Source organism: Allobosea sp. FG18, assembly GCF_057809495.1.
The window spans coordinates 1-7,942 of the sequence record NZ_JBMDKB010000054.1; the positions used below are offsets into that span (position 1 = coordinate 1).

A 7,942-nucleotide genomic window follows, 5' to 3' on the forward strand; every position below is an offset into this window, starting at 1 on the left:
ACAGGTGGCCGGCTTCGTTTCGGAATCAATGGCCGGCTTCATCGGAATACGCACGATGTCCGGCGAAAGGGCGCTTTGTTCAGCTACAGTTGTCTCCATACCGCTTCTGGAAATGACCGTCGCGGCGCCTGTCACGCCGCCAAGCGGAGACACAAACCATGCTCAACGGAACCGGGTCGGTCACTTTACGCAGTGGCCGAAGGCTGCATGCCAAATATCAGTTCGGCACGCATCAGGAGCATCATTGGGTCGGATATCTGATCTGCGATACAGAAACTGCCGATCCGAGCGAGTTCTCCTACAAAATCCTTCTTTAATGTGAAGGCGGGATAGCGATCGAGCTTGCCGTTACCAACTGGACGGATCGCTACATGGCAGTCGTGGGGCGCCCGTTGCCGGAGTTCAATCAAGTCGCTTGAAAGAAACGCGTGGCGCACTCCCGCTGGATGTGGCCTCGCAGGGACCTCAAACGGCCACAATGATCGACTAATAATAAATGATCGACGGAGTCGCTTAGCTGGCATCGCGAACTCGCGGTTTGCCCGACTTCTTTTCTCTTTCGACATCGCTCGCCGCTTTGCGGCATCCGCTGCCGGCATTGTGCCGGCTGCCTGACACGTCGCGTGGCCGAGCCGCGCGCCATGGGATTCATATGAACAAGACCATCGACAAGACCAAAAAAAACACCGTATCGGCAAGGCAGCGCCGGCACCCCTGTCTCCGCTCCCTGCACCGATCTGCAAACCCGTTTCCGGCGGTCTCTCACGCGCTGAATTGCGTGAGATCGTCGCTGAGATCCTGGGTTAAGGGGAAAAGAACCATGGATTTGCATCATCGCGCGCGGCGCCCTCAGAATCGAGGTGGCCTGGCCGAGGCACCGCGAACGCCCAACCTTCAGGCAAGATACGAGCGCACGCTCACCCTCGCACGCGGGTCGGAAATGATCGGTGACAAAGTTGAAGCCGAGCGCTTCTATCAGCAGGCCGATCACTATCGCCGCCTGTTGAACAACCAAGCGCTTAGCAGGGCTGACGATCGACGATCGCGATGCCGCGTCGAGAGCTCAGCGGTTCACGGCAGATTCTTCGACGGGACTGTAGCGCCGCCTGCGCGCTCATCAGCCTCCTTGCGCAGCCGCTGTTCCTTCAGCCGGGCCGTCTTCGCGTCGCGCTCCTGGTTGAGGCTTTCAGTCTCCGACAGAAGGCGATTCCGCGACAGCGATTGCGTCTGCGTCTTCAGGAATGCAGCCTCTGCCTGGGTGCGTGATTTCGAGCGTTCGGTCATTCTGCTTTCCTCCTGATGGGCGGCGACAGCCTCCTGGTCGATGCCGGGCCGCTCCTGATCATTCCCGAGAGCCGGATACCGGCGATTTGGCCTTTGCTTTTGAAACAATGATCTGGTTGTGACCGATCGCCCTTTCGCGGCCGTCGATGCCTCGAACCCGGTAATGACGCTCACCGCTCTCCCGCGCCGGCATCACGCGAATAATCTCGTAGTCGCCCTCTCCAGAGCGATCGGCGAAGCCGAACGACAGGCGCACGGTGTCGCCGACCTTGATGGGACGTTCGGTCATGGCTTTTCGCTTTCGAGAGTGAGTTGTCCGGCGTAAGGCCGCTTGTCTTTGCCGGGCGCATTTATGACCGCGCAGCCCGGCTCCATCGCTTCCAGTAGTGCTGCGACCTTCACCGTGGCGAAATGGCAGAAGGTGTCCGAGACCGCATAAGGCAGGACGATCATGTCGCTGTGGCGTATCGCGCCGCAGGTGTAGACGACGTTCGGTACGTAGCCCTCCCGTTCCGAGGACTCGGGCTGGACGAAAGGCTGGCGCAGGCGCCCCAGCACTTTCGAAGGGTCCGCCTTGTCGAGCAGGACCGCACCGATCGTGTATTTTCGCACCGCCCCGACGCCGTGGATCAGGAGCAGCCAGCCTTCGTCGAGCTCGATCGGCGAACCGCAGGTGCCGATCTGCACGAACTCCCACGGATACTGTGGCTTCAGGATGGCGACTCCGCCGTTCCAGGTCAGGAGATCATCCGAATAGATCAGGTAGAGGTTTTCATTGTCCTGCCGGGAGATCATTGCGTAGCGACCGCCGAGCTTGCGCGGGAACAACGCCATGCCCTTGTTCACGGCGGCGGAGCCGCGTAGCGGCGACAGCCGGAACGACAGGAAGTCGCGGGTCTCGATCAGCTCCGAGCGGATCGACCTGCCGTCATAGGCCGTATAGGTGGCGCGATAGACGGTGCCGTCATTCTCCTCGAACGCGACAAAGCGCGCGTCCTCGATGCCGTTCGACTGCGACGTGGTCACGGGAAAGATCACCCGCTCGCTGATGTCGCTGTCGGCCGCGAAGACGACCTCGACGTCCTCGCCATCGAGCCGCGCCATCCGGTTGTGCAGGGTGGCGATCGTCGCCAGGCGCGAGGTTGGGTCGATGCTGACGCCACCACCGGCCGCGATCGATCCGGAGCGGAATGTCAGGGACGAGATGTGCCCCTCGCCAACCGCGCGAACGCTGAGGATGAAGCGAAGCCCGCCGGCTGGAGCATCGGACTGGTCGGGATGCGCGACAATGCTCGGGTTGAAGAGCGCTGCCGCCTCGAACGAATACTCGTGCAGGAAATAGGCCCCGACCAGCTGGCGCTGGACCTTGGTGAAGGCGCCGTGAGCGGCGAAGGCATCCTCCATCTCATCGGCACGCGTCTCGAACCGCTCCAGCAGGTTGCGGTGCCGGCCGTTGAAATTCTCCAGCACCTCGGCAAGCAGGTTCGTCGCCTCCTCCGGGGCGAGCGACAGAACCCGGTCGACGATGTGGTTCGCCTTCGCCTTCTCGGCGGGAATGAAATCCCGTGGCTCGCCCGCGGGGCCGAACCGACGCACGACGACCCGGGAGGGGTCGGGATGCAGGTACAGGGTCTGCCGGTTCAGGAAACTGGGCTGGGACAAGATGTCCGCCGATCTGTTTTGAGCAAGGTCGCCGAAAGCTCAGGCGTGCAAGATACGAAGTGGCGTTAGTTTCGGGCGATCCCCGCTGACGCGGGCAAGCTGGCGAATCTCGGCGAGGCTGAGCAGGTACGATACGACGGATTCACCGCCGCGGTTCTCATTTGGCCGATCGCGATGGAGGCCGTCACGGCAGGCGCCGGCGTCCAGGTCGACCAGGGGCGTGGAGAGATCATTGTCGCCCAGGAACCAGGCGAAAGCGCGCGCAGCTTCGTTACGCCATTGCGGATCGCCGTCGGCCCGCCAGGCTGCGAGGCAGGCCGAAATCGCCGCCGTCGCTTCCAGCGGCTGCTGGTCGAAAGCCTTCGGCGTGCTGCGCCTATCGCCAAAGCTCTCCGAGCCGACCGGCCTGAACAGGCCTGCCCGCGTCGTCTGGAGATGCGTGAGCCAACGCAGCGAGCGCAGGCCGGCCTCGACATAGGCCGGTACCTTCATCGCCAATCCCGTCGCGATCAGCGCCTGGGGCAGGCGTGCATTGTCGTAGGAGAGCCCGTCCTCGAACCAGACCCAATCCGGTGTTTCGACCGCCGCGATCAAGCTGAGCAAGCGGTCGGCGAGAAGTGTGCGGAGCGAGACGGCAACCGCCGTGGTGCAATGGGCGTCGAGGCCCAGCAGGGCAAAGGCCCAGGCGCGCGGGGAGCTGAAACGCTCGATGGCGGGCAACGCTTCGGTGAACAGGGCGGCAGCCCATCGCCGCCGCGAAGCGCTCGCATCATCGCGCGCGCAGACACCCAACGCCCAGAGTGTGCGCCCGTGGCTGTCTTCCGACCCGGCTTCCTCGAGCCAGCGCCGATCGAAGCTCATGAAATTGCGGAAGCGCTGCCGATCGGGATTCCAGGCGTGCTGCACGAATGAGGCGAAGCGCGCCGCGAGCGCGTCCGGCAGGCGCGACTCGCCGGTGCCGTTCAGGGCACAGGCCAGGAGCAGAGCGCGAGCATTGTCATCGACGCAATAGCCATGCGAGCGGTCCGGCACGGAATGGACGGCATGCTGGAACAACCCGGTATCGTCGCACATGGACAGAAGGTGCCCGGTCTGCATCTCCGGCGGCGGGACCGTTGTCGGCAGGGCCCTCGGCTGGCTTGAGCCCGCAACAGCGCTCAGCACACGACCGCGGCGGGCCGTCTCGAAGGTGGCGAGATAGCGTTTCGCGGTCCGCTCCCAGGTCATCGAACGGCTGCTCGCATAGGCGCGCAGCCTCATGGCCTGGCGCCTGGGCGCATCGGTCAGCAAGCCTGCAATCTCGTTACCAATGGCGACGACATCGCCGAAGGGCACGAGGATGCCGCGCCCGTCCGCAAGCAATTCCCTGGCATGCCAATAGGGCGTCGAAACCACGGCCTTGCCCAGCCCGAAGCTGTAGGACAGCGTGCCCGATGTCATCTGCGCCTCGTTGAGATAGGGCGTGACATAGACATCGCACATCGAGATGAAGCCGAGCAGCGTAGCCTGATCAACGAACCGGTCGAGGAAGACGACGTGGTCTTCGACCCCGAGCTCGCGCACACGCGCCATCAGGCTTTCGCGATATGCCTCGCCATGCTCGCGGACGAGATGAGGATGCGTCGCGCCCAGAACGACATACATTGCATCGGGGCGGCGCCTCAGGATCGAGGGTATCGCGTCGATCATCACCTCGATGCCCTTGTTGGGCGACAGCAGGCCGAATGTCAGGATGACGGAGTGACCGCCAAAGCCCAGCCTTTCCTTGGCTTCATCGGGCTCGACAAAGGCAAATTCAGGAATGCCGTGCGCGATCACCTCGATCTTGTCCGCCGGCAACCGATAGACGGTCCGCAACAGGTCGCGCCCCTTCTCCGCCATGACGACTACGCGAGCCGAGGCATCGACGATCCGTTCCATCACGTCGCGCTGCGCGGCATTCGGTTCGGCCAGGACAGTGTGCAACGTCGTGACGACGGGCATGGTCAGGCGCGAAAGCAGCGCCATGATATGGCTCCCGGCTTCACCGCCGAAGATGCCGAACTCGTGCTGAAGGGAAACGACGTCGAAGCGGCCCTCGTTCAGGAAGTCGGCGGCACGCGCATAGTCTTCGAGCCGCTGGTCGGAAATCTGGCAGTGCACGGAAAACGGATAATCGTAGCCGTTGCCATGGTCGTTCATCGCGACGATGGAGGTGTCGACATCGGAGGATGCGATCGCCTGCTGCAGATCGGTGGTGAAGGTCGCGATCCCGCAACGGCGGGGCAGCGAGTTGCCGATGAAGGCGATGCGTTTGGTCGGGCTCATGATCGTGCCTCCGTGGACGGAACTGGCGAATTCAAAACGGCCTGCGGCGGCCCTGTCGGCGGTGAAACCGTCTCGCGGAACCTGGGCATGCCGTCGCCGTAGATACGGCGCAGGAGATCGCGGCTGGGTACCGCCGCGTCATAGGCGACGAGGCAGGACAGGCCGGCTTCGCCCGGCACGATGCGCACGCTTTCGGCCTCGATGAAGCAGCCCTGACCGACGCCGATTTGGAGAGCGCCGATCGTGGCATCGCCGGCGATCGCGACCAGCCAAGTCTCGCATCGCGCTTCGAGCTCCCAGATCGATCCGGCAGGCAGGTCGATCCGCTCGAAGACGAAGTAGGGGTTTGCAACGAGCAGGGTCCGGACGTCGCTCAGGCGCCGCGGCGGCACGGTCAGTTTCGTGGGACCTGCATCAGCGACCGCAACGCCTTGCTCGACGTGCAGTTCTCGGGCACGGCCGTGGTCGAAAAGCCGGAACGTCGTGTCGCTGCGCTGCTGTATCTCGGCGAGCACGAGACCCGCGCCGATCGCGTGGATCGTCCCTGCCGGGACGGCGATGATTTCCCCCGCGAGCGGCTTATGCCAGGCGACAAGCTGGGCGATCGAGCCATCGGCAACGGCCGCCCGCAATTGCTCCGGGGTGGCGACCGCCTCGAGACCGACTCCCACTGTGGCGTCGGATGCGGCGGACAGGATGTACCAGGCTTCGGTCTTGCCGCGTGGCAGACCCATCCCATGGGCGGCGGCATCGTCCGGATGGACCTGGATCGACAGGGGCTCCCGCGTGAACAGGAGTTTGAGCAGCAAGGCTGGCTCCGGTGCATGCTTCTCGCAGCGCTGGAACCAGAGTTCACCGATCGGAACGCCGGGATGCCCGATTCCGCTCCAGGGAAGCAGGTCAGTCGATCCCCAGGGCTTGGGGATCATCTCGATGCAGGCTTGTTCGAGCGCCATTATAGGGCTCCTGGTTCGTACGGCCGGAAATCGACCGACGGATCGTCGCGCGCCGGCCTTGGGCAGCGGCGGTTCGTGGGGGCGCCGGCGCACGCAATCGCGTATCGCGAGTTGCGTCGGCTGGTTGGCACGCGTCAGAAGGGCGTCAGCCGCACTCCCGGTTTTGAAGCAATTTTCCGAACGATCGGGCCGCTCGACGCAGCCTCGAAACGCGCCATGGCTGAGATGAGGCGTCAAATGCGCCCGCCGCGCCGTACAGCGTGCTCGATCAGCTAAGGCCGGCGCGTGGGCCTCCTCGCCGGCGTCGTTCTAAGCGCTGATATCAGCCTCCAACGCGCTGGCCAGTTCGCCCGAGCTCACCGTGAACACCTGGGAGCTGCCTGACGAAGAAAGCGATGGCGTGTGCAGCATAGTGGCGATCTGGCGATAGGCCAGGAACGAGGTAGCTGGAATCTCCTCCTCGTCGACCACCACGCGGTAGGTGCCGGCAGGCTGCATATGGTCTATCGCGCTCAGTCTGAAAGGGTTCCTGAACGTGACCGTGGTTTCCCGGCTACGAATGTTCACGTCAGCTCTTCTTCTTCGGCTTTCCCGCAAGTTCGAGCGCTGCCGGCAGACCCTTCGCCGATACGGGCACTGCCGCCGCTTCCTTTTTCTTCTTCGGCTTCTTGGCTTCTCGGTTGCCGCGCGTCTGTCCCTTGGCCATATGAAACTCCTCTTGCCGAGCAGGGAGGCGACATGAACGCCGCCAACTCCGCGCTGCTCACGCGGAATGGCTCATGATCGACGGACGATGTCGCTGCGTACGGCTGTCGCCGTTGCGATCGTCTCAGGTCTTGGACATGCCGAGCGTTTCGGCGCAGGCCTTGGCGACGGCCGAGTCCGGCGACGTGCTGCCGATCATCGTGGCCCAGCCGCCCTTGGCGATGAAATCGCCCTGGCTCCACGAGCTGATCTTCTTCAGCTCAGCGAGGGCGGCATCGGCATTGGGCTGCTTTTGGAAGTTGCTCACGCAGATCGGAGACAAGGCCGCGACAACGGCATTCTCGGCTCTGAGCTTCGCCACGCGTTCGCTCGACGAAGCGGTGGACCACCCACCCCAGGTGAAGCCGAGAATGGCAAGGGCAACAGCGCCGCCAACGGCGCCCCAGATGGCAGGTTTGGTTTGAGAGGGGATTTTCATTGAAAATCCTTCCGATTTGCGGAAGAAAAATCTCCCGTGAAATAATGTATCATAGAATTAGAAAATAATACTGTTTATTTATCTCACGAAGGCGAGATCGAATATTATTTCTGCTCCGCGATTTACGGACCTTCCTGATGCCTGAAATTCCAGATGTCATGAATTCGGAAAACCGTATGGCTGCAAAGCCTCGCTCATGTGAGATAGGTGTTTGATCGCCTGCCGGGTCGCTTTTCCGCGAACTGAGGGCACGGCCGCCAGATGCCTTGAAGGGCCGTTTCCACTTCATCAGCAAGCAAGGAGCCCTTGATATCCGCCAAGGGACTGGAAGCTTGCGACGGATCACCGATGATCGGGATCGCCCATCGGCAGACAGCGGCGAAGGCGCCCGAGGGCATGCCTCATGCGAGCGGGCATTGTGTGCCGCCCGTCGCCCGTATGATGCACAGCATCGGCAATCTGGATAGGATCGGTCGTCCGGCGCCTTGCGCCAAGGGACTAAGCCGCTCTCGCGGCAGTGCGCTGCGGCTCGGTAATTGCTGAGATTTTG

At 62.9% G+C, this 7,942-nt stretch carries 8 protein-coding genes and 1 pseudogene; 1 reads left to right on the plus strand and 8 read right to left on the minus strand.

The features are described 5' to 3' along the window. Positions 1–820 precede the first annotated feature (820 nt). Positions 821–1,003: pseudogene (locus ACODTJ_RS28585) on the plus strand (DUF4167 domain-containing protein); the annotation flags it as partial. 68 nt (positions 1,004–1,071) lie between these two features. Here ACODTJ_RS28585 and ACODTJ_RS28590 read toward each other — a convergent pair. The 8 genes from ACODTJ_RS28590 to ACODTJ_RS28625 all read right to left on the minus strand — a co-directional run bounded on the left by ACODTJ_RS28590 (position 1,072) and on the right by ACODTJ_RS28625 (position 7,392). Beyond that, positions 1,072–1,284 (minus strand): hypothetical protein, encoded by a 213-nt coding sequence (locus ACODTJ_RS28590; protein ID WP_297255761.1) that lies wholly within the window; start codon positions 1,282–1,284, stop codon positions 1,072–1,074. 58 nt (positions 1,285–1,342) lie between these two features. Then, on the minus strand, positions 1,343–1,573 hold the full coding sequence (locus ACODTJ_RS28595) for a hypothetical protein (RefSeq protein ID WP_297255763.1): 231 nt from the start codon (positions 1,571–1,573) through the stop codon (positions 1,343–1,345). Beyond that, on the minus strand, positions 1,570–2,946 hold the full coding sequence (locus tag ACODTJ_RS28600; protein ID WP_454655606.1) for a glycoside hydrolase family 130 protein: 1,377 nt from the start codon (positions 2,944–2,946) through the stop codon (positions 1,570–1,572). Before ACODTJ_RS28600 ends, ACODTJ_RS28595 begins: the two co-directional genes overlap by 4 nt. Positions 2,947–2,985: 39 nt before the next feature. Next, the gene (locus ACODTJ_RS28605; RefSeq protein WP_454655607.1) at positions 2,986–5,253 is read right to left on the minus strand and encodes a glycosyltransferase family 4 protein; all 2,268 of its coding nucleotides are present in this window, start codon (positions 5,251–5,253) and stop codon (positions 2,986–2,988) included. After that, entirely contained in the window at positions 5,250–6,209 is a 960-nt protein-coding gene (locus tag ACODTJ_RS28610; protein ID WP_488851565.1) for a class I mannose-6-phosphate isomerase, read from the minus strand. Before ACODTJ_RS28610 ends, ACODTJ_RS28605 begins: the two co-directional genes overlap by 4 nt. A 309-nt stretch (positions 6,210–6,518) precedes the next feature. Further along, positions 6,519–6,776, minus strand: a complete 258-nt coding sequence (locus tag ACODTJ_RS28615) for a hypothetical protein (RefSeq protein ID WP_454655609.1) — start codon at positions 6,774–6,776, stop codon at positions 6,519–6,521. 1 nt (position 6,777) lies between these two features. Next, complete coding sequence (locus ACODTJ_RS28620) at positions 6,778–6,915, minus strand: hypothetical protein (RefSeq protein WP_454655610.1); 138 nt, start codon at positions 6,913–6,915, stop codon at positions 6,778–6,780. A 123-nt stretch (positions 6,916–7,038) separates the two neighbouring features. Then, positions 7,039–7,392 carry a hypothetical protein gene (locus ACODTJ_RS28625; RefSeq protein WP_454655611.1) on the minus strand — a complete coding sequence of 118 codons (354 nt, stop codon included), beginning with the start codon at positions 7,390–7,392 and terminating at the stop codon, positions 7,039–7,041. Positions 7,393–7,942: the final 550 nt, after the last annotated feature.

Excerpts from the sequence above, each read along its gene's own strand:
- ACODTJ_RS28605 (WP_454655607.1), bottom strand. The coding sequence starts at position 5,253 with ATGAGCCCGACCAAACGCATCGCCTTCATCGGCAACTCGCTGCCCCGC.
- ACODTJ_RS28610 (WP_488851565.1), bottom strand. The coding sequence starts at position 6,209 with ATGGCGCTCGAACAAGCCTGCATCGAGATGATCCCCAAGCCCTGGGGA.
- ACODTJ_RS28595 (WP_297255763.1), bottom strand. The coding sequence starts at position 1,573 with ATGACCGAACGTCCCATCAAGGTCGGCGACACCGTGCGCCTGTCGTTC.
- ACODTJ_RS28620 (WP_454655610.1), bottom strand. The coding sequence starts at position 6,915 with ATGGCCAAGGGACAGACGCGCGGCAACCGAGAAGCCAAGAAGCCGAAG.
- ACODTJ_RS28590 (WP_297255761.1), bottom strand. The coding sequence starts at position 1,284 with ATGACCGAACGCTCGAAATCACGCACCCAGGCAGAGGCTGCATTCCTG.
- ACODTJ_RS28625 (WP_454655611.1), bottom strand. The coding sequence starts at position 7,392 with ATGAAAATCCCCTCTCAAACCAAACCTGCCATCTGGGGCGCCGTTGGC.